This window comes from Thauera sp. ZXT1-4 (genome assembly GCF_052598215.2).
Genome location: NZ_JBQWSN020000006.1, coordinates 85,073 through 103,560, shown reverse-complemented (window position 1 = coordinate 103,560; position 18,488 = coordinate 85,073). Strand labels below are relative to the sequence as shown.

The 18,488-nt window shown below is 67.4% G+C and carries 18 protein-coding genes; 9 read left to right on the top strand and 9 right to left on the bottom strand.

The genetic code is table 11. From position 1 onward, the window contains the following. Positions 1 to 15: 15 nt before the first annotated feature. The gene (locus tag ACUH78_RS07050; protein WP_418363856.1) at positions 16 to 363 is read left to right on the top strand and encodes a DUF1840 domain-containing protein; all 348 of its coding nucleotides are present in this window, start codon (positions 16 to 18) and stop codon (positions 361 to 363) included. 138 nt (positions 364 to 501) lie between these two features. Here the strand turns inward: ACUH78_RS07050 and ACUH78_RS07045 are convergent, their stop codons facing one another. Further along, positions 502 to 1,605: an alpha-hydroxy acid oxidase gene (locus ACUH78_RS07045; protein WP_445333079.1), complete on the bottom strand. Its 1,104-nt coding sequence runs from the start codon at positions 1,603 to 1,605 to the stop codon at positions 502 to 504. A gap of 223 nt (positions 1,606 to 1,828) precedes the next feature. On the opposite strand from ACUH78_RS07045, the gene ACUH78_RS07040 reads away from it, so the two are divergent. Together ACUH78_RS07040 and trxC are read left to right on the top strand one after the other, a co-directional pair. Continuing rightward, complete coding sequence (locus ACUH78_RS07040; protein ID WP_445333080.1) at positions 1,829 to 2,272, top strand: putative zinc-binding protein; 444 nt, start codon at positions 1,829 to 1,831, stop codon at positions 2,270 to 2,272. 56 nt (positions 2,273 to 2,328) lie between these two features. Continuing rightward, a complete protein-coding gene (trxC, locus tag ACUH78_RS07035) occupies positions 2,329 to 2,766 on the top strand; it encodes a thioredoxin TrxC (protein WP_445333081.1) in 438 nt (145 codons plus the stop codon). Positions 2,767 to 2,826: 60 nt separating this feature from the next. Here the strand turns inward: trxC and feoB are convergent, their stop codons facing one another. After that, on the bottom strand, positions 2,827 to 4,845 hold the full coding sequence (feoB, locus tag ACUH78_RS07030) for a ferrous iron transport protein B (RefSeq protein WP_445333082.1): 2,019 nt from the start codon (positions 4,843 to 4,845) through the stop codon (positions 2,827 to 2,829). After that, on the bottom strand, positions 4,842 to 5,087 hold the full coding sequence (locus ACUH78_RS07025; protein WP_435749985.1) for a FeoA family protein: 246 nt from the start codon (positions 5,085 to 5,087) through the stop codon (positions 4,842 to 4,844). Before ACUH78_RS07025 ends, feoB begins: the two co-directional genes overlap by 4 nt. A gap of 542 nt (positions 5,088 to 5,629) precedes the next feature. Between ACUH78_RS07025 and ACUH78_RS07020 the strand changes: the two genes are divergently transcribed. Both ACUH78_RS07020 and ACUH78_RS07015 read left to right on the top strand, forming a co-directional pair. Beyond that, positions 5,630 to 5,929, top strand: coding sequence for a DUF3817 domain-containing protein (locus ACUH78_RS07020; RefSeq protein WP_445333083.1), 300 nt, complete (start codon positions 5,630 to 5,632; stop codon positions 5,927 to 5,929). Positions 5,930 to 5,942: 13 nt separating this feature from the next. Then, positions 5,943 to 6,968 (top strand): SLAC1 anion channel family protein, encoded by a 1,026-nt coding sequence (locus tag ACUH78_RS07015; protein WP_435749984.1) that lies wholly within the window; start codon positions 5,943 to 5,945, stop codon positions 6,966 to 6,968. Between the two features lie 32 nt (positions 6,969 to 7,000). Here the strand turns inward: ACUH78_RS07015 and ACUH78_RS07010 are convergent, their stop codons facing one another. Both ACUH78_RS07010 and ACUH78_RS07005 read right to left on the bottom strand, forming a co-directional pair. Continuing rightward, on the bottom strand, positions 7,001 to 7,681 hold the full coding sequence (locus ACUH78_RS07010) for a class I SAM-dependent methyltransferase (protein ID WP_418363866.1): 681 nt from the start codon (positions 7,679 to 7,681) through the stop codon (positions 7,001 to 7,003). Positions 7,682 to 7,687: 6 nt separating this feature from the next. Then, positions 7,688 to 8,557 (bottom strand): hypothetical protein, encoded by an 870-nt coding sequence (locus tag ACUH78_RS07005; protein WP_418363867.1) that lies wholly within the window; start codon positions 8,555 to 8,557, stop codon positions 7,688 to 7,690. 316 nt (positions 8,558 to 8,873) lie between these two features. Here ACUH78_RS07005 and ACUH78_RS07000 point away from each other — a divergent pair, with 316 nt between their 5' ends. Continuing rightward, complete coding sequence (locus tag ACUH78_RS07000; RefSeq protein WP_418363868.1) at positions 8,874 to 9,584, top strand: flagellar brake protein; 711 nt, start codon at positions 8,874 to 8,876, stop codon at positions 9,582 to 9,584. A gap of 12 nt (positions 9,585 to 9,596) precedes the next feature. Here the strand turns inward: ACUH78_RS07000 and ACUH78_RS06995 are convergent, their stop codons facing one another. The 3 genes from ACUH78_RS06995 to ACUH78_RS06985 form a co-directional block, all read right to left on the bottom strand. After that, entirely contained in the window at positions 9,597 to 10,964 is a 1,368-nt protein-coding gene (locus ACUH78_RS06995) for an FAD-binding oxidoreductase (protein ID WP_445333084.1), read from the bottom strand. Between the two features lie 140 nt (positions 10,965 to 11,104). Continuing rightward, positions 11,105 to 12,145: a UDP-N-acetylmuramate dehydrogenase gene (gene murB, locus ACUH78_RS06990; RefSeq protein ID WP_445333085.1), complete on the bottom strand. Its 1,041-nt coding sequence runs from the start codon at positions 12,143 to 12,145 to the stop codon at positions 11,105 to 11,107. 3 nt (positions 12,146 to 12,148) lie between these two features. Further along, entirely contained in the window at positions 12,149 to 12,769 is a 621-nt protein-coding gene (locus ACUH78_RS06985) for a PACE efflux transporter (RefSeq protein WP_445333086.1), read from the bottom strand. A gap of 233 nt (positions 12,770 to 13,002) precedes the next feature. On the opposite strand from ACUH78_RS06985, the gene ACUH78_RS06980 reads away from it, so the two are divergent. Continuing rightward, the gene (locus ACUH78_RS06980) at positions 13,003 to 14,610 is read left to right on the top strand and encodes an MFS transporter (protein WP_418363872.1); all 1,608 of its coding nucleotides are present in this window, start codon (positions 13,003 to 13,005) and stop codon (positions 14,608 to 14,610) included. Here ACUH78_RS06980 and ACUH78_RS06975 read toward each other — a convergent pair. After that, the gene (locus ACUH78_RS06975) at positions 14,549 to 15,490 is read right to left on the bottom strand and encodes a sodium-dependent bicarbonate transport family permease (RefSeq protein ID WP_435749978.1); all 942 of its coding nucleotides are present in this window, start codon (positions 15,488 to 15,490) and stop codon (positions 14,549 to 14,551) included. The two genes, ACUH78_RS06980 and ACUH78_RS06975, sit on opposite strands and share 62 nt — an antisense overlap. 147 nt (positions 15,491 to 15,637) lie before the next feature. On the opposite strand from ACUH78_RS06975, the gene ACUH78_RS06970 reads away from it, so the two are divergent. Further along, on the top strand, positions 15,638 to 16,567 hold the full coding sequence (locus tag ACUH78_RS06970) for a LysR family transcriptional regulator (protein ID WP_435749977.1): 930 nt from the start codon (positions 15,638 to 15,640) through the stop codon (positions 16,565 to 16,567). 129 nt (positions 16,568 to 16,696) lie between these two features. Further along, on the top strand, positions 16,697 to 18,487 hold the full coding sequence (locus tag ACUH78_RS06965; protein WP_435749976.1) for an SLC13 family permease: 1,791 nt from the start codon (positions 16,697 to 16,699) through the stop codon (positions 18,485 to 18,487). The last annotated feature ends 1 nt before the right edge of the window (position 18,488 follow it).

The following is an 18,488-nucleotide window of genomic DNA, read 5'->3' as shown; positions in this document are numbered from 1 at the left end:
CCAAGGGAGATCGATATGCTCGTTACTTTCAAGTCCCACGCCAGCGCAGACGTCATCATGTTCGGCGATGCTGCGAAGAAACTCATCAAGATCGTCGGCAAGGATCCGCTCGACGCCCAGGGCATCATCACCGCCCAGCAACTGCCCGACGCCATCGCACGGCTCAAGGCCGCGATCGAGGAAGACCGCGCCCGTGAGGCCGAGCTCGAACGCCAGCGCAACCCCGACCACGAGCAGACGGAGAAGGAAGCCGGTCACGCGGGCATGGCCGCACCCGTCGGGCTCGCCCAGCGCGCCTGGCCCTTGCTGAACATGATGGAAGCGTCGCTGCACGAGGAAGCCCCGGTGGTCTGGGGCGTCTGAGACTCGCCATCGCACCCACGCGCCAGTGCAAGCAACTGTCCGCGGGAGCCGACGCCCGATTTCACCGTGGGCGCGCCTTGCCTGCGGACATCCACCCTCTTGCGGCAGTTTTCGCGGCCATGGCCGCTCCCACGGACGTCAGCCGCGGCCAACGAAGCGCGCGTCCACCTCACGCATGCGCGCACAGCCGATCAAACCGAGCGTGCGCTCCATCTCGCTGCGCAGGATGTCCAGCCCCCGCGCAGCACCGGCCGAGCCCGCCGCAGCCAGTCCGTAGAGCGTCGCACGCCCTGACATCGCCGCATCCGCGCCGAGCGCGCGCGCCTTGACGAAATCGCTGCCGCGCCGGAAACCGCTGTCCACGATCACCGTCATCTCCGCGCCCACCGCCTGACGCACCGCAGCCAGTGTCTCGATCGGCGCCGGGGCACCATCGAGCTGCCGGCCGCCATGGTTGCTCACCACCACACCGTCCGCGCCCGCCTCTTTCGCCCGCAGCGCATCCTCAGGCAGCAGTACGCCCTTCACCAGCAGCTTGCGCGGCCACAGGGCGCGCAGCCAGCGCACGTCCTCCCAGGTGAGCGAGGTATCCATCTGCGCGGCGAGGAAGGCTGCGGCGTTCTTCGCGCTGTCCATACCGGGCGGCAGGAAGTCGCCCAGGTTGCGAAAGCGCGGCATGCCGTGCGGCACGAGCACATCCCAAACCCAGGCTGGATGCCGGGCCACATCGAACACGTTGCGCCAGCTGAGTTTCATCGGCGCTCGGTAGTTGCGCCGGTCCCACTCGCGGTTACCGAACACCGAAGCGTCGGTGGTAAGCACGATCGCCTCGCAGCCAGCGAGCTCGGCCCGCTTCACTACCGCGGCAAGGTTGTCGCGGTCCTTGAAAGGGTAGATCTGCATCCAGTGGCGCACACCGATCTCGGCGATCTCCTCCAGCGCCACCGTCGATACCATGCTCTGGCAGAACGGAATGCCGGCCACCTTCGCCGCCTCGGCCAGCACGCGGTCACCTGCGTGCGTCAGCAGCCCGTTGAAACCGGTCGGCGCGATGATCGCGGGCAGTGCGATGTCCACATCGAACAGCGGCACTGCGAGGGAGCGCTGCGACACATCGACCAGCGTACGCGGCAAGAGCAAAACCTCATCGAGCGCGCTGCGATTGCGCGCCAGCGTGAGCTCGTCGTCGGCGCCGCCCTCGACATACTCGAGGCAGAAGTTCGGCAGCCGATGTTCCGCCATGGCGCGCAGCTCGGCGATGCTCTGGGCACGTGCAGGGTTTCGCCCGCGATAGAGCTTTCGTCTTGAGGGCACGGATAGGAATGGATGAGCAGATGATGGTCGAATTGTAACCCCCGCGTCGCATGCTGCCTGCCTGCGCCTTGTGGGCCATCCCCAGGCTTGGTACCCACAGCCGGTGGGCGTACACTTCCACCGCATCCAACTTCTCCGCGAGGACTGCCGCATGGCCGGCCGCAAGAAGAACCTTCCGCTCGTCTATGCCTGCTCGGGCTGCTCCAGCGCCGCGCAGATGGCGAACCACGTCGCCCTGCGCCTGGACCATGAAGGCGAGGCGGAGATGTCGTGCATCGCCGGCGTCGGCGGCAACGTGCCGGCGCTGGTCAAGATTGCGCGCTCGGGCCGCCCCATTCTGGCGCTCGACGGCTGTGCGCTGGAATGCACGAAGAGCAGCCTCACCGAGCGCGGCGTGGCACCGTCGATCCACCTGCTGCTCAACGAGCAGGGGGTGAAGAAGCGCTATGCGAGCGACTTCGACCCGGAGGAGGCCGACGCCGTCTTCAAGCAGGCACGTACGCACGCACATGCCCTGCGCATGCAGATGGAGCAGGATGGCGTGGGCACGCCTCCCCAGCGGCCCGCAAAGGCAAACAAGAACGGGACGGCTTGAACTTGCGGCGCCCCGCACCGATATGAGCGAAGGCTGACTTTCACGGAGCGCCTGTCATGTCCGAAGCCCTGCACCTCGTCTGCCCGCACTGCCACGCGGTCAACCGCGTTCCTGCCGCGCGCCTGGGCGAAAACCCCGCGTGTGGCCAGTGCAGGCAACCGCTCTTCACCGCCCAGCCCCTCGAGCTCGACGCCCCCCACTTCGACCGCCACATCGGCCGCAACGACATCCCGGTGCTGGTGGATTTCTGGGCACCCTGGTGCGGCCCCTGCCGCATGATGGCGCCCGCCTTCGCGCAGGCGGCGAGCATGCTCGAGCCACAGTTCCGCGTTGCCAAGCTGGATACCGAAGCCCACCAGGCCATCGCCGCACGCCATGCCATCCGCAGCATCCCGACACTGGCCTTGTTCCGTGGCGGCCGCGAGATCGCCCGCCAGGCGGGCGCCATGGCCGCCGCCGACATCGTGCGCTGGGCGCGCTCGCATGTGGGCTGAGCACCACCGGACCGTCTGAACCGGCAGGACACCGGCCCCGCCGTGGGACCGGCCCGGCCTTCAGGCCGCGGCCAGCGCCATCCACCCCCAATACACCACCATCGCGCCCACGATCGACAACGCGAGATGCAGTGCCACGCTCACCATCGGCCAGCGCCAGCTGCCGGTTTCGGTGCGCATCACGACCAGCGTGGCGACGCAGGGGATGAACAACATGGTCGCGGTGAGGAAAGCCAGCGCCGAACCCACCGGGATACTCGCCGAGAGCACTTCGGCCAGCGCCTGGCCTTCGCCCTCGATACCGTACAGGATGCCGAGCGCGGCGATGGCGTTCTCCTTGGCGACGAAGCTCGCCAGCAGCGCGACGATGAGCCGCCAGTCGAGGCCGAGCAGCTCGCTCACCGGCGCGATGCCCTGGCCGAAGCGACCGAGCCAGCTCTGTTCCAGCCCCTCGCCGGGGAAGTAGGCGAGCGCCCACAGCACCACCGAGAAGATCAGGATCAGGCTGCCCGCATTGCGCAGGAAGGCGATCACGTGCCGGCGCACGAAGCGCCCGATGGTACGCACACTGGGCACGTGATAGAGCGGCATCTCCATGATGAAGAACACGCGCTTGCCGCGGAACAGGGAGCGGTTGAAGAGGCTCCCCGCCACCGCCACCAGCAGCAGGTTCACGCCGATGAAGGCGAGCGTCACCGCCAGCGCCACCTCGCCGAAGAACACCGGTGCGAGAAACGCGAGCACCAGCAGGCGCGCGCTGCACGGCACCAGCGGCGCAAGCAGGATGGTGAGCAGGCGGCCGCTGGGCGAGTCGATCACGCGCGCGCCCATCACCGCCGGCACGTTGCAGCCGAAACCCAGGCACAGTGGGAGGAAGCTCTTGCCGTGCAGGCCCATGCGGTGCATGTAGCGATCCATGACGTAGGCCGCGCGGGCGAAGTAGCCGGTGTCCTCGAGCAGCGCGAGCGCGGCGAAGAATACCGCCAGCAGCGGCACGAAGGTGATCACCGTACCGGCGCCGCCGAGCACCCCGTCGACCAGCAGGCCCGAGACCCAGGGCGGCGCGCTCGCCAGGCGCTCGCCCAGCCAGACGCCGAGCGGCTCGATCAGCCCGCTCTCGAGCCAGTCCTGCACCGGCCCGGCGAGCTCGAAGGTGAGCCCGAAGATGAGCGCGAACACGCCCATCAGCAGCACCAGGCCCCACACGGGATGCAGGGCGACGCGGTCGAGCCGGTCGGTCAGGCTCACCTGGCCGAGGCGGGGGCGTCGCACCGCGGCGCGCGCCATGCGCTCGATCCACTCGTAGCGCCCCGCGGCGATGTCGAGCACCGCGTCCTCGTGCTCGCCGAGCAGGGCCTCGATCTGCGCCCACACTGGCTCGGGCGCCCACTGGCGCGCCAGGTCGATGAGCTCACCGTCGCCCTCGAGCAGCTTCATCGCCACCCAGTGCGCCGGATAGGGAGCGGGCACGTGCCCCTCAAGCAGCGCATGCACCGCGGCGAGCACCTCGCGGTGCGGCGCGGCGATCTCCGGACGCACCGGCTTGCATGCCGATGGGTCAACGGCCAGACGCAACGCGGTGCCGACGAGCACCGCCACGCCTTGCGCCCGCCGCGCAACCAGCGGCACCACCGGCAGGCCGAGCGCCGCCGCGAACACCCCGGGGTCGATGTCGATGCCCTGCGAGGCGGCGACGTCGGTCATGTTGAGTCCGAGCACGATCGGCGTATCGAGCCCGAGCGCGAGCAGCTCGGCGAGCAGATAGAGGCTGCGCTCGAGCGCCGAGGCGTCGGCGATCACCATCACCACGTCGGGCTTCTCGAAGATCAGGAAATCGCGCGCGACACGCTCCTCGGGAGAATTGGCGGTGAGGCTATAGGTGCCGGGCAGGTCCACCAGCGTGGCCTCGACGCCCTCGTGGCGGACGGTGCCCTCGGCGCGCTCGACGGTCTTGCCGGCCCAGTTGCCGACGTGCTGTTCGAGCCCGGTGAGCAGGTTGAACACCGTCGTCTTGCCGACATTGGGCTGCCCGGCGAGGCCGATGAGCACGCGCTCGCGCCCGCTTGCCGCTGCGCTCATGTCGGGCAGGCCTCGACCAGGACCTTGTTGGCCTCGCCCCGGCCGAGCGCGAGCCGGGTGTCGCGCACGCGCACCAGCATCGGGCCGCGGCCGCTGTTCTGCATCACCTCGACCGATGCGCCCAGCACCATGCCCATCGCCGCGAGCCGGCTGGCGAACTCGTTGCCGCCGGACAGCTCGCGCACCACTGCGCGCGCATGCGCCGGCAGCCGATCCAGGGGAGAAAGGGAGATCGCGTTCATTCGTGCTCCGAAGCCGGTGCGATGCGCTCCATCGCCAGCCCGACACATGCGAGGGAGATCAATCCGGCGGCCCGGAAAACGAGGGGTCGAGTGCGCTTGTCGTTCATGTCCGGAGTGAAGCAATTTGGGTGCCACGAAACCCGTGAAAACGTGGCCGGTTTTCAGCGCCTCAGCCAGGATCGCAGCAAACAACTGCCACGCATTGCGTCAGACTGCGTCATGGCTACGTCAAATTTGTCTGCTTTCGGCAGACTGCCATTACTGCCTGCCAGGCCCTGCCACGCCAAACCCCAGCCACGCCATCGTGTGCGAGCGCCGCCCAGGAAAACCTCAACTGCTGGCACGCGGCTTGCGTGTAGAAGCGCGGCAGGAAGCCGACAACATAGTCGGCCCAGCGCAAGGTTTGCGTCTCCGTCCGCACCGCGAGGTTCGGCGAGTCGTGATCCACCGCCCCCACCCCAGGCCGCGCCAGCTGACGGACGTTCCAATGGAACCACACCGCCGGCGATGGCGCGGCACCCATTTCCGTAACAGGAGTACCCGTGTCCACGCATCGCAAACTGATTCACCGACTGGCCTTCGCCGACGGCATCGCCCTGCTCATGCTCGTCTTCGTCGCGGTGCCGGTGAAGTACATGCTGGACCAGCCGATCGGCGTAAAGCTCCTCGGCCCCGTACACGGCGTGCTGTTCCTGTCACTGGCGATCAGCACCATCGCAGCACTCGTTCGCGGCGCGCTCAAGCCTTCGCTCGGTGCAATGCTGCTGATCGGAGCGCTGCTTCCGCTCGGCGCATTCTTCGCCGACGGCCGACTCAGGAAGACCTACCCCGAACTTCGCTAGCCGGAGCCTCACGATGAACGCCCCTGTTCCGTCCGCCATTCCGTCCGCCCCCGCTGCGCCCGCACCATCCACATCTGCAGCCGCCGAGCCCCTTGACCGGCTGACGCATTTTCCGGTCGCCCTGTTCTCGATCGTGATGGGCCTCGCCGGACTCGCTCTCGCCTGGATCAAGGCCCACCACGTATCGGGCGCCCCCGAAGCCATCGGCGACCTGCTGCGCCTGCTCGCTTCAGGCATCTTCCTGTTCCTGCTCGCGGTGTATGCGAGCAAGCTACTGCGCCGCCCTCAGGCGGTGCGTGCCGACTGGATGCATCCGGTGAAACTGAATTTCTTCCCCGCCATATCCATCGGCCTGATCCTGCTCTCCGTGGCCTGGGGGCGCGACATGCCGGGTACGGCCGCGTGGATCTGGGGTCTCGGGGCGGCGCTGCACCTTGCGTTCACGCTCGCCGCGATGAGCAGTTGGATCCACCACCCTCGCTACAAGCTCGAGCACGCCAACCCGGCCTGGTTCATCCCGGTGGTGGGCAACATCCTGGTGCCGATCGCTGGCGTGGGCTTCGCACCAGTGGATGTGAGCTGGTTCTTCTTCAGCATCGGAGTGGTCTTCTGGCTGGTGCTGATGACCATCATCCTGCACCGCCTGTTCTTCAACGAGCCACTGCCGGCCCGCCTCGCGCCGACGCTGTTCATCCTCATCGCGCCGCCGGCTGCCGGCTTCCTCGCCTACGTGGCGCTGATCGACGGCCTCGACGTCTTTGCCCGCGTGCTCTATTTCACCGCGCTCTTCCTCACCCTGCTGCTGGCAAGCAACGCGCTGCGCTTCTTCCGCCTGCCGTTCGCGATCTCGGGCTGGGCCTACTCCTTCCCGCTCGCGGCGATGACGCTGGCGAGCTTCGAGATGGGCGTGCGCAGCGGGCTGGGCTTCTACACCTCGCTCGCCTGGCTGTTGCTCGCGGTGCTCACCGCAGTCGTGGCGCTGCTGAGCGTGAAGACGCTGGCGGCCGCCTCGAAAGGGAAGATCTGCGTTCCGGAGTAAGCGCCCACCCATACCGTAGCGGCGCAACGCGCCTAAACTGCATGCGCCGCGCCGGGTTTCTGCATCAGCACCACATCCTTGCACGGAATCTCGCACTGCCAGCCGAGCAGGCGGGCGATGTGGCGGAAGGTGGCCTCGCGGTAAAACACCACGTGGGTCGGGTCGCGCCGGTAGTGCCAGTTTGCGAAGCGCGCATCGTCGGTCTGGAAGCAGGTCATCAGCGCCAGCCAGCCCCCGGGGTGCAGCATGCGGTCAAAGCGGCTGAACTCGGTCGCAGGATCATGGAAGTGCTCGGCCACCTCGGTGCAGGTAATGAAGTCGTAGCGGCGCATGAGCACGGCTGCATCAGGTGCGAAGAAGGGGTCATAGAGCGCCACCCGATGCCCCGCTTCGCGCAGCATGGTCGCCAGCGCAGGCCCAGGCCCGCAGCCGTAGTCAAGTCCGTCACAAGCCGGCGGCAGGCGCACCAGCAAGGGCTCGGCCAGACGGAACAGGAAGCGCCGGTAGCCGATGTCCTGAAGATCGTTCGCATGCAGCAGGTACTCCGCCCGCTCATCGGCCTGCGCCGGTCGCTGCGCAGGCACGAGGAAGGTTGCCTCGCAGATCTCGCAGCGCCAGTAGTCACGCCCACCCACCGTGATGAAGGGTCGCGGCGCGGGGTCCAGACACACCGGGCAGGCCGGGCAAGACGGAGCGGCGCCAGACACGGACATCGGCGTTCAGAAATGCCAGGCGACCTGCAGCGTCGGCGCGTCGGTGTCGATACCCGGAAGCGGGCGCCCATCGGGATACGTCTGATTGCCGAACTTGTTGCGCCAGTATTCATAGCCGATGCCGACGAGCAGGGACTTCTTCCGGCCCCAGGCCATCTGCCCGACATCAATCATCAGCGCAGTACGCATGAGGGTCTCGGTGCCGGTGCGGGTGCCGGCGTAGTCACGCCCCTTCTCGCCGTTGATGGCGAGGAAGCCTTCGAACTGCAGCGGCACCGAGCCGGCCCGGAACGGAATACCCCACACCAGATTGACCACCCACTGCGGATCGAAGCCGATCTCGCGCTTCGGACAGACCGGCGCGTCGAGCCGGCAGCGGTTCCACTCCTTGCCCACCATCAGGCTCAGGTCAAGGTAGCCGGGCACGTCGAACTTGAAGGTGGGGCCGACCACGACGAAGCGTTTGCGCGGCGAAAACGCGGTGTCCTTGGTGTTGAGGTCGAAGCCAGCGCTCAGGGCCACCTCCTTCACCGGCCCGAACGCGAAGCTGCGCTCGAACGCCTTGCCCAGGTGGAGTTGGTGACGGTAGGCGAGATATACCTCGGTCGCGCCACGGCTGTGCCCTTTCTTCGGGTCGGTCGCGTCGGAGCGAAGGGCCTTGAGGCTGAGAAAATTCTGTCCGAGCGCGTAGCCACTCGCATGGGTGAACTGCACGATGTCCTTGCGCACCTCGCGCCGGTTGCCTGGCTCGGTAAACTCGGTGCCGCGGACGTAGGTGACGGCGTTGTCGTACCAGTTCGCGGCCTGGGTCGCCATCGGCATTCCCGCCAGCACAGCGGCGCATGCGAGGAACAGGGGATAGGGAGCCGTGCTCATGCGGTACCTGCGGTCCAGGGTGATCGTTCAACTGCCCAAAAATGCCGTCCTGCGCAGCGTCTCCAGCCGACGCACCAAACAATGCGAATCGGCGCCAGGCGGAGAGCGGGCACGAAAGAAGAGCGCGGATCATACATCACCGCAATGCACATTCAGATCGCCCGGACGCTCCAGGTGTCCGGCTTTTCCAGCCGCTATCCGCCCGCAGTATCCGAAATGCGCAATATGCACTTGCGCATTCGGGCCTCGACCGATTCAATGCGAGGCGCGGCAAACCTCTGACCTTTCCCGCACTCCTTTCTGCAGCGCGACTACGATGACCGAGCAAACAATCGAAAAAGGACAAGAAGCGAGCAGCAGTTTCAGCTTTGAAGACATGCGCCTGGCGGTTGGCGACCGGCTGCAGATCGAGTGCTCCGCCTCGACCGGGATGCAGCGCGCCTTCGTGCGCGTACTGGGCTACCTGGAAGGCGTCAGCCTGATGGTGACGGCACCGGCCGCGGGGCGGAACCGGATCGCACTGATCGAGAACGACCTGGTCATCGTGCGCGCCTTCTCGCGCCAAAGCGCCTTCGCCTTCCGAGCCTCGGTACTGCGCGCGTGCAAGCTGCCTTTCGATTACCTGCACCTGAGCTTTCCGACCAAGGCCCAGGGCACGCTGATCCGCAAGGCGATGCGGGTGCGCACCAGCATTCCCGCCCAGGTCGGGAAGGGAGACGGCGGCGAAATGGCTCAGGGAACCCTGCTCAACCTCAGCGCCACCGGCGCCCTGATCCACAGCCTCGTCCCGCTCGGCGAGGAGGGCGGGCTGGTGCGGCTGCGCTTCGAGACGAAGCTCCATGATGTGGAGTCGGTCATCGACGTGGCGGCGGACATCCGCAACGTTCAGGAAGGCGCGGCGGAGGGCGAGGACGACGTCGAGTACCAATATGGCGTCGATTTCCGTGATCTGTCACCCACCGACCGCATGCAGATCAAGAGCCTCGTCTATCAGATAGTGATCGAGCACCCCCGCCAGGTCATCTAGCCCCGATCGCGCTCACAGCATCTTGCCCGGGTTGAGGATACCCTTCGGGTCCAGCGTCGCCTTGAGGCTGCGCATCAGAACCAGTTCGGCCTCGTTGCGCGAATAGTGCAGCCAGTCGCGCTTGAGCACGCCGATGCCATGCTCGGCAGACACCGATCCGCGGCGGCGGCGCACTACGCCATAGACCGCTTCCTCGATCGCATGCCGTGTCGCTGCGTCCGCAGGCACACGGCCCACCAGCACATGCAGGTTGCCATCGCCCACATGACCGAAGAACAGCGCGGGCAGCTCCGGCCAGCCGGCCTGCAGGTTCTCGCGCACGGCCTGTGCGCAGGCGCCGATCTCCGCCACCGGCACCGAGACGTCGAAGTTCAGCGTCGGCGCGTAATCGCGCACGATCTCGGCGATTCCATCGCGGATCGCCCACAGCGCCTCGGCATCGGCCACCGACTGCGCCAGCGCCGCATCGAGCAGGAACCCCTCCGCCAGCGCCTCTTCCAGCATTGCCTCGAAACGTCGCGTGTCCGTCTGCGGCTGGCCACCCTGCATGTCGATCAGCACCAGGACCGGGTGGTCGTCCCCGAGCGGTCGCCGGCTACCCGTCGCAGCAAGCGCGGCCTCGAAGTAGTCGCGCCACATGATCTCGAACGCGCTCACCTGCCCGGACAGACTCTGCTGCGCATGGCGCAGAAAGCGTAGCGCCGCATCGAAGTCGGGCACCGCCACCAGCGCGGTGCAGGTGGCGCGCGGCAAGGGCTGCAGCTTCAGCACCGCACGCGTGACGACACCGAGCAGCCCCTCGCTGCCGATGAAGAGGTGCTTCAGGTCGATACCGGCGTTGTTCTTGACCATGCGGTTCATCATGTCGAGCACGGTGCCATCCGCCAGCACGACCTCCAGCCCCAGCACCGAGTCGCGCGTATTGCCGTAGCGGATCACGCGATTGCCGCCGGCGTTGGTCGCCACGTTGCCACCGATCTGGCACGAACCGCGCGCACCGAGGTCGATGGCGAGCAGCGCACCTGCGTCACGGCACGCATCCTGCACCGTCTGCAGTAGCGCGCCCGCCTGCACGGTCACCGTGCCTGAATCCACGTCGATTGCCTCAATCCGGTTCATGCGCTCGAGCGAGATCACGACCTCGCCCCCGCACGGCACAGCCCCCCCCACCAGCCCCGAGAGCCCACCCTGCGGCACCACGGCCTGACCATGCGCGTTACACAGCGCAAGCATGCGTGCAAGCTCGTCCGTGCTGCGCGGGCGCAGCACGGCCAGCGGCTCGCCACCCCGCAAGGCGCTCCAGTCCGTGCGGTGTCGGGGGTCGGCCTCGGCACTGGGGAGCACTTCGGTGCCGAACTCCGCACGCAACGCTGCGAGCACGGGCGCAGAGGCTGGGGGAGAGAGAGAGGGGGAGGCACCGAGGGCGGAGAGTCGAGCGGCGGATTCGTTTTTGGGCATCATCTATACGAGCGGGAAAGTAGCGGGCGGGCGGGAGCCGGGACTGGCGACAACACGCCCTTTCAGACGAAGACGGGTTCGGGCTCGAGGCACACGCCGAAGCGTGCTTCCACATCGGCCATGATGGCCTGCGCCAGACGCTGCACATCGCCCCCCGTGGCGCCACCGTGGTTCACCAGCACCAGAGCCTGGTGTGAATAGCTGCCTACCGGCCCCAGGCTTCGCCCCTTCCAGCCAGCCTGCTCGATCAGCCAGCCAGCAGCGAGCTTCTCCTGCCCGGAGGCCTGGGGGTAGTGTGGCATGCCCGGGTGGGCGGCCAGCAGCCGGGCGCATCGTTCTGCGTCGACCACCGGGTTCTTGAAAAAGCTGCCGGCATTGCCGATCTCGGCGGGGTCCGGCAGCTTGCGGCGCCGGACCGCGATCACCGCGTCCGAGACGGCCCGGGCCTCAGGTGCGCTGCAACCGCGCGCCGCAAGCTCGAGCGCGAGGTCTGCGTAGCGGGTGAGCGGCTGCCAAGGCCGCGGCAGGCGAAAGCGCACCGTACTCACCAGCCACCTACCCGGATTGCGCTTGAACACGCTGTCCCGATAGCCGAACCCGCAGGCCGCCAGGTCGAACATCCGCAGGGCACCCGTATCGAGATCGACCGCATCGAGCGACTCGAAGCGATCGGCCAACTCCAGGCCGTAGGCGCCGATGTTCTGGATCGGCGCGGCGCCGACCGTACCCGGGATCAGCGACAGGTTCTCCAGCCCCGGCCAGCCCTGGTCGAGCGTCCAGCGCACGAAGTCGTGCCAGCACTCGCCGCCCCCGGCCTCGATCGTCCAACCCTCGTCATCGACGCGCAGCAGGCGTCGACCAGGGATCTCGACCTTGAGCACCGTGCCGTCGAAATCGCCGGTGAACACCAGATTGCTGCCCCCCCCCAGCACCAGTCGGCGCCCCGTACTCCACTGCGGCGTGGCGATGGCCGCGCGCACGTCGGCGACACTGCGCACCTTGACCAGGCACGCGGCGCGCGCGCGCAGGCCGAAGGTGTTCAGCCTGCTGAGGTCTGCTGCGGCAACGGCGCCGAGCGTATCCAGACCATTCGATGGAGCCATTTCTCAGCGCTCCGCCGACACCGGGTCCGGCAGCCTGTCCCGGACCGGCTGGATCGGGAAGAAGCGGTCATAGCCGAGGTTGAATACGAAAGCGTAGAGGGTGTAGGTGATCGCCAGCGCGATGTCCGCGATGAGCGCATCGACCCAGCCCATGCCGGTCCACGCGACGATGACCGGCAGGGTCATCACCAGCAGACCCGACTCGAAACCGACCGCATGCAGTACGCGCAGCCGCAACGGACGACGGTCGGCGGTGCGACCCGTAAGTCGACCTTCCACCCAGTCGAAGCTGGTGTTGTAGCAGCCGTTCCAGATCGCGGCGACCAGGGCCAGCAGTGCCAGCAAGCCGATGGAGTCGGTCAGCGGAACCCCGCTTGCCCAGGCGAAGGGCGGCGTGATCAGCACCAGGCCGCCGAGTTCGAACATTGCGATCTGGCGCAGGCGATCCGGGAAGGAGCGAAGCTTGGGTTTGGCAGACAAGGGGAAACCCTTCGGGCGGACGCATCTCTCGCGCACACCCTCATCCAGCGGGTCGTCCCGCAAAAAAGGCCGACGTTCGCCGCGTGCATGCGCATGGCGGGCGGGGTCGTCCCCGCGTCGGTCCGGGTAAAGCAGACGGCGCATGATTGGCGCCGCGCACAATTCTTGCAAGACCCCCGCCACTTGGCAAGATATGCGGCGCCGCAACACCCGCACAATCCCGCGCACCGGACTTGCGCCCACCCCCGCCGGCCACGCTGAAACGGCCCGCGCAGGGGCATGGCTGGGCACGCCTGTTAGAATCCAGACACCGACGACCCTTCCACGGGCGCAGCGACCGCCCCCACACGGGGCGGACAGTCGTGTCCGCAATGCCCATGCTCCGCACCCTGGTCCCCATCGGCGCCCTGCTCACCGGCATCGCCCTCCTGCTGCTCGGCTCCGGGTTGCTCAACACCGTGGTCTCCCTGCGCGGCAGCCTGGAAGGCTTCTCGGACAACACCCTCGGCCTCATCGGCTCGACCTACTTCCTCGGCTTCTTCCTCGGCACCTTCGTCGCGCCGCGGCTGATCCGGCGCATGGGCCACATCCGCGCCTTCGCCTTCTTCGGCGCCACGGTCGCGAGCTGCATCCTGCTCCATGCGGTGGTCGTGGATGCCTGGTTCTGGATGGGCCTGCGGGTATTCACCGGCGTGGGCCTGGTGGGCTTCTACGCCGTCATCGAGAGCTGGCTCAACGATCAGACCGCGCCCGAGCGCCGTGGCCAGGTGTTCGCCATCTACATGGTGGTGAACCTCGCTGCGCTGGCGGCTGCGCAGCAGATGCTGCGCCTGGATTCACCGCAGAACTTCACCCTGTTCGCGATCGCCGCGGTGTTCGTCTGCCTGTCGCTGCTGCCGGTCACGATGACGCGCTTTCCACAGCCACAGATCGGCAGCCGCCCGCGCCTGAATCTGCGCATGATCTGGCGTGCGGCCCCTGCCGCCTTCGTCGGCGCACTCTCGTCCGGCCTGTCGATGGGCGCGTTCTGGAGCCTGACGCCGGTGTTCGGCGAGCGCATCGGCCTGGACGCGGCCGGCATCGGTCTGCTGATGACCACCGCAATCATCGGCGGCGCCGTGCTGCAGTGGCCGATGGGCCGCTTCTCGGACTCCGGCGACCGCCGCCTGGTGCTCGGCGTCGCAGCAGCCGGCGCCGTGGTGTCCGGCACCCTGGTCGCACTCCTCGGCCACATCGAATACGTGACCCTGGCCGGACTCTTCCTGTTCGGCGGCGCTGCATTCGCGGTCTATCCCATCGTGGTGGCCCACCTCGTCGACCACCTGCACCAGGACGAGATCCTGGCCGGCAATACCGGCGTGCTGTTCCTGCACGGCGTGGGCGCGGCGGCCGGCCCGGCCATCGCGGGCGCACTGATGGGCCATTTCGGCGCCATCGCGCTACCGCTGCACCTGGGCCTGGCGTTCGTGCCGCTGGCGATCTTCGCGATCATCCTTTCGCGTCGCACCACCGACGAGATCGTCGACGAACCCGCGCAGTTCACGCCGATGATGCGCACCTCGCCGGAGGTGCTCGAGATGGTCACACCGGACGAGAACGCCGGGAGCGCTCAGGACCCCGAAGCAGTTGAAGACAAGGTCGAGGATCAGGGCCCGCGCACCGCGCAGGACGCCTCCCCGGACGAAGCGCTCACGGCCGACGGCGATACCGAGGAGCCACAGACGATTCTGGCCCCGGAAGCCGCTCCAGCGCCCGGCGCAGCCCAGGCCGCGGCCGCATTCAGCGCAGAGGACTCCGAGGATCGAACCGGGACACCGCCGACGCTCCCGGCTGGCGTCGATCTGGCGCACGAGGGCGCAGACGCCGAAGGCTCAGCGGCGCAGGCCGCGCCGCCATCCGGCGAGCGCGACCCGGGCGCATTGCTCAAACCCCCGCCATCTTCTGCGCCCACCACAGGTATAGCGGAATCCCGAGCAGCAGATTGAAGGGGAAGGTGACCGCAAGCGCCGCGGCCACCCCGAGTGCGGGATTGGCCTCGGGCACGGCGATGCGCATCGCGGTCGGCGCCGCGATGTAGGAAGCGCTGCCGGCGAGCGTCATCATCAGCACCGTTCCGCCCACCCCCAGGCCCATTGCCTGCGCCACGGCCCAGCCTCCGAGCGCGAGCACCGGCGGCAGTGCAAGCCCGCAGGCCACCAGGAAGAAACCAGCGCGACGCAGGTCGGGCAATCGGTCGGCCGCGATCAGGCCCATCTCGAGCAGGAACAGGCACAGCGCGCCCTTGAACAGATCGACGAACAGCGGCGACAGCGGCTCCAGCCCCTGTGGCCCGGCGATCCAGCCGATCAGGATGCCGCCGCCAAGCAGCACCACGCTCTTGTTTGCGAACACCTCATGCACGAGCGCGCCCGCGGTGGAACTGCCATCCGCGGATTTCACGCCCCAGCGGGCGATCAGGGTGGCGACGATCAGGGCTGGCGCTTCCATCAGCGCGGCGAGCAGGGCGAGATGCCCCTCGACCTCGACCCCGCGTCCGGCCAGCACTGCTGCGCCAACCGCAAAGGTCACGATACTCACAGAGCCGTAGTGCGCAGACAGCGACGCCGCATCCGCACGCGAGAAGCGCATGCGAAAGAGCGGGAACACGAACAGCGGAATCGCTGCACCCAGGCCGATCGCGAGCAGGGCATCCAGCCACAGGGTCGCGCTCTCCGAGCGCGCAATCTCCACGCCCCCCTTCAGACCGATCGCCAGCAGCAGATAGATCGACAGGGTTTCGAAGACCGCTGCAGGCAGGCGCAGCCCGGAGCGGGCCAGGGAGGCGACGGCACCGAGGGCAAAGAAGAAGGGAACTGCATCGACCATGTGGGATTCCTTGCGGGGAGGTTCTTGCGACGGGGCCTTTACGACCGGACGCGTAGATTCTGCCGCAGCGCACACATGCAGAAAAATGATTTATTGTTGTAATGTAAATAGACTTTTCTCTATATCACCACTTTTACCTCTCCATCGATGCGTCTCACCTTCCATCAGCTGCGCCTGCTGCTCACCGTGTCGCGCGAAGGCACCGTCTCCCGCGCGGCGCAGCGGTTGCACCTTGCCCAGCCCACCCTGTCCGCACAGCTGCGCCAACTCGCCGACCAGGTCAGGCTGCCGCTGTTCGAGCGCATAGGCCGGCGCCTGCACCTGACGGCCGCAGGCAAGCTCGTGGTGGAAACCGCGGAACGCCTGGAGCAGGAGCTCGAGACCCTCGACGAACGCCTCGCCGGCTTGCGCGGTGACGTGGTCGGGCGCCTGCGCCTGGCGGTGGTGAGCACCGCGGAGACCTTCATCCCGCGCCTGCTCGGGGACTTCCGCCGCGAACGACCGGCCGTCGAGGTCTCGCTCGTGGTTCTCAACCGCGACGCGGTGATCCGCCGCCTGACCGACAACCTCGACGACCTGTACATCATGAGCCGCCCGCCCCAGGCGCCACCGGTGGTCGCCACGCCCTTCCTGTCCAATCCCCTCGTCGTCGTCGCGGCCGCCGATCATCCGCTGGCGAGCCGCGAGCGGCTTCCAATCGAGGCGCTCGCAGCAGAAGAATTCGTGCTGCGTGAGCACGGCTCGGGCACGCGCCAGGCCGCAGAGCAGTTTTTCGCAGCGCACGGCCTCGTGCTACGCCCCCGTCTGGAACTCGGCAGCAACGAGGCGGTGAAACAGGCGGTGGCCGGCGGGCTCGGGCTCTCCCTGCTATCCGCCCACGCCCTTGCCCATGCTGCAGACGAAGGCATCGCCGTCCTGCGCGTGAAGGAGACCCCCCTGCAGACACAGTGGCAGGTGGTGTACCCGGCGGGCAAGCAGCTCACCCCGCTCGCCGGAGCCTTCCTGGGCTTCCTGCGCGAGCGCGCCGCCGAGCTGGACCGCACCGCACAGGCGCGGCTGGCCGCTGCACGGCGCTAGGCCCTGGGTTTCACGTCGAGCGCGCAACTGCCTTCAAATTACCTTTTTGAATAACCTCTGCGCAATTTAGTCTTTGTGAAGCATAAAGGCCGGGATAAGCTGCGTCTTCTGCAAACCTCTCCCCGTCTCATGCTGATCCCGGAGATCCACGCCCCGCTTCTTGTCGGCCTCGTACTCATCGCCCTGTTCGCAGCCTTCGTGCGCGAATGGGTGAAGCCCGACGTGGCAGTGATGACTGCGGTCGCGGTGCTGCTCGCCGCGGGCGTGCTGGGGACGAAAGAAGTGCTCGGCGTGTTCTCCAACAGTGCGCCGATCACGATCGCCTGCCTGTTCATCCTCAGCGCGGCGCTGTCGCGAACCGGCTGCGTCGACCAGCTCGGCGAGTGGCTGGCGGCGGCAGCGGGCGGTGGAGAGCGCCGGCTGCTGCTGGCCCTGATCGTGGCCTGCGTGGCGGTGTCGCCCTTCATCAACAACACACCGGTGGTGATGGTGATGATCCCTGCGGTGATCGCTGTAGCGGCCCGCCAGGGCCTCGCGCCCTCGCGCCTGCTGATCCCGCTCTCCTACGCCACCATCCTTGGCGGGCTGATCACCATGGTCGGCACCTCGACCAACATCCTGGTCGACGGCGTAGCGCGCGAGCAGGGGCTGGCGCCGTTCTCGATGTTCGAGATCAGCCTGCCCGCGATCCTGATCGCACTCGTGGGCAGCGTCTTCATGCTGGTGTTGGCCCCGCGCGTGCTCCCGGTGCGCGAAACCCTGAGCCAGCAGTTCGGCAGCGCAGAGCGCTGGTTCATGACCGAGCTCTTCGTACCCGAGGGCTCACACCTGGCCGGCAAGACGTTGCGCGAAGCGCGCCTGTCCAATGGAACCATCAAGGTACTGAACCTGGTGCGCAACGACATGGAGCTGAAGGATCCGGCGCCTGAGACCCGGATCGCGGTCGGCGACCGCGTTGTGGTACACAGCCGTAGCGACGCAATGATCGCGCTGCGCTGCACCGACGCCGTCGGGCTACAGGCCGACGCGGGGCACGACATCGAGACGCTGCGCCGCCATGGCGTGGTGATGGTCGAGGCCATCGTCGGCCAGACCTCGCGCTACATTCAGCGCCCGATCCGCGACCTGGATCTGCTTGCGCGCTACGGCATCCATCTTGTCGCCGTGCACCGCCGCGACGCCTCGTTCGCGCAGATCGGCGACGATTTCCAGCTCCTGAGCGGCGACGTGCTGCTGGTGGAAGGCACGCCTGCGCAGATCAAGCGCTTCTGCGACAACGGCGACCTGTTCGCGATCACCGAGGGCCGCCAGATGGCGAGCCGCCGCCACAAGGCGCCGATCGCGCTGGCCACCCTCGCCGGCGTGATGCTGCTCGCCGCGCTGAACGTGATGCCGATCGAGGGCCTCGCGCTGATCGGTGCCGCGGTGGTGATCGCCACCGGTTGCGTCACCAGCGATGAAGCCTACAAATCGATCGAGTGGCCGATCCTGGTGCTGATCTTCGGCATGCTCGCGATCAGCATCGCGATGCGCAACTCGGGACTGGACCAGATGCTTGCCGGGCAACTCGCACAGTTCGGCGACGGGCTGTCGCCGTGGATGATGCTCTCACTGATGATCCTGATCACCTCGATCGCGACCGAAGCGCTGAGCAACAACGCGATCGCGGTGCTCTTCACCCCGGTGGCGATCGGGCTGGCGCAGCAGATGGGCGTGGACCCGCGCCCCTTCGTCGTCGGTGTGATGTTCGCCGCCAGTTGCAGCTTCGCAACCCCGATCGGCTACCAGACCAACACCCTGGTGTACAGCGCAGGCAACTACCGTTTCACCGATTTCGCGCGCCTGGGCCTGCCGATGAACCTTCTCACCTGGCTACTGTGCAGCGCACTGATCCCGCTGTTCTGGCCCTTCCACCCCTGAG

Excerpts from the sequence above, each read along its gene's own strand:
- ACUH78_RS07050 (WP_418363856.1), top strand. The coding sequence starts at position 16 with ATGCTCGTTACTTTCAAGTCCCACGCCAGCGCAGACGTCATCATGTTC.
- ACUH78_RS07045 (WP_445333079.1), bottom strand. The coding sequence starts at position 1,605 with ATGGCGGAACATCGGCTGCCGAACTTCTGCCTCGAGTATGTCGAGGGC.
- ACUH78_RS07040 (WP_445333080.1), top strand. The coding sequence starts at position 1,829 with ATGGCCGGCCGCAAGAAGAACCTTCCGCTCGTCTATGCCTGCTCGGGC.
- trxC (WP_445333081.1), top strand. The coding sequence starts at position 2,329 with ATGTCCGAAGCCCTGCACCTCGTCTGCCCGCACTGCCACGCGGTCAAC.
- feoB (WP_445333082.1), bottom strand. The coding sequence starts at position 4,845 with ATGAGCGCAGCGGCAAGCGGGCGCGAGCGCGTGCTCATCGGCCTCGCC.
- ACUH78_RS07025 (WP_435749985.1), bottom strand. The coding sequence starts at position 5,087 with ATGAACGCGATCTCCCTTTCTCCCCTGGATCGGCTGCCGGCGCATGCG.
- ACUH78_RS07015 (WP_435749984.1), top strand. The coding sequence starts at position 5,943 with ATGAACGCCCCTGTTCCGTCCGCCATTCCGTCCGCCCCCGCTGCGCCC.
- ACUH78_RS07010 (WP_418363866.1), bottom strand. The coding sequence starts at position 7,681 with ATGTCCGTGTCTGGCGCCGCTCCGTCTTGCCCGGCCTGCCCGGTGTGT.
- ACUH78_RS07005 (WP_418363867.1), bottom strand. The coding sequence starts at position 8,557 with ATGAGCACGGCTCCCTATCCCCTGTTCCTCGCATGCGCCGCTGTGCTG.
- ACUH78_RS07000 (WP_418363868.1), top strand. The coding sequence starts at position 8,874 with ATGACCGAGCAAACAATCGAAAAAGGACAAGAAGCGAGCAGCAGTTTC.
- murB (WP_445333085.1), bottom strand. The coding sequence starts at position 12,145 with ATGGCTCCATCGAATGGTCTGGATACGCTCGGCGCCGTTGCCGCAGCA.
- ACUH78_RS06985 (WP_445333086.1), bottom strand. The coding sequence starts at position 12,769 with ATGCGCCGTCTGCTTTACCCGGACCGACGCGGGGACGACCCCGCCCGC.
- ACUH78_RS06980 (WP_418363872.1), top strand. The coding sequence starts at position 13,003 with ATGCTCCGCACCCTGGTCCCCATCGGCGCCCTGCTCACCGGCATCGCC.
- ACUH78_RS06975 (WP_435749978.1), bottom strand. The coding sequence starts at position 15,490 with ATGGTCGATGCAGTTCCCTTCTTCTTTGCCCTCGGTGCCGTCGCCTCC.
- ACUH78_RS06970 (WP_435749977.1), top strand. The coding sequence starts at position 15,638 with ATGCGTCTCACCTTCCATCAGCTGCGCCTGCTGCTCACCGTGTCGCGC.
- ACUH78_RS06965 (WP_435749976.1), top strand. The coding sequence starts at position 16,697 with ATGCTGATCCCGGAGATCCACGCCCCGCTTCTTGTCGGCCTCGTACTC.